Source organism: Hoskinsella mucinilytica (genome assembly GCF_045223415.1).
Taxonomy (GTDB): Bacteria; Bacillota_I; Bacilli_A; order Erysipelotrichales; family Erysipelotrichaceae; genus Hoskinsella; species Hoskinsella mucinilytica.
This window is the reverse complement of the sequence record NZ_JBEQZJ010000110.1, coordinates 1-746: the sequence shown is the minus strand read 5'-3', so window position 1 is coordinate 746 and position 746 is coordinate 1. Positions and strand designations below refer to the sequence as shown.

Here is a 746-nt window from a genome sequence, read left to right as displayed (position 1 = left end):
ATTGAACATGTGGGAGCTACCATAGTGATGGTCGATTCACAAAAAGACAGTTATGAGATGGATTACGATCAAGTGGAGGAAGCAATCACAGAAAAAACGAAGGCAATCATACCAGTAGATATAGGTGGAGTGTTATGCGACTATGAGAGAATCTATGAAATCGTAAAAAAGAAAAAAGATGTATTCCATGCATCTAATGAAATACAGAAAGCTTATGGAAGAATCATCATAGTAGCAGATGGAGCACATTCGTTTGGAGCTGAAAAAGATGGCAAAAGAAGTGGTCAATTTGCGGATTTCACCAACTTCTCATTTCATGCAGTTAAGAACCTAACAACAGCAGAAGGAGGAGCGGTAACTTGGCAAAATCATGAGGGTGTTGATAATGAAGAAATTTATAAACAATATCAGTTGTTATCACTTCATGGACAAAGCAAGGATGCTTTAGCAAAGAATCAATTAGGAGCATGGGAATACGATATCAAGGGAGCTTATTATAAATGTAATATGACAGATATCATGGCAGGTATTGGTTTAGCGCAGCTAAGAAGATATCCAGAGATATTAAAGAGAAGGAAAGAAATCATAAATAAATATGATGAAGCCTTCAAACAATTGAATGTGGAATTACTGGACCATACAAATTCCAGTGGACATCTTTATATGGTAAGGATGTTAGGGAAAAATGCGAATCAACGTAATGAAATCATAATGCGGATGGCAGAAGCAGGAATTGCGACAAATGT

At 36.6% G+C, this 746-nt stretch carries 1 protein-coding gene; it reads left to right on the top strand.

Going from position 1 to position 746, the window contains the following annotated elements:
• Nucleotides 1–27 precede the first annotated feature (27 nt).
• Nucleotides 28–746 (top strand): DegT/DnrJ/EryC1/StrS family aminotransferase (locus UGRO018_RS17725; protein WP_416327842.1); only part of this gene is annotated, 719 nt, incomplete at its 3' end.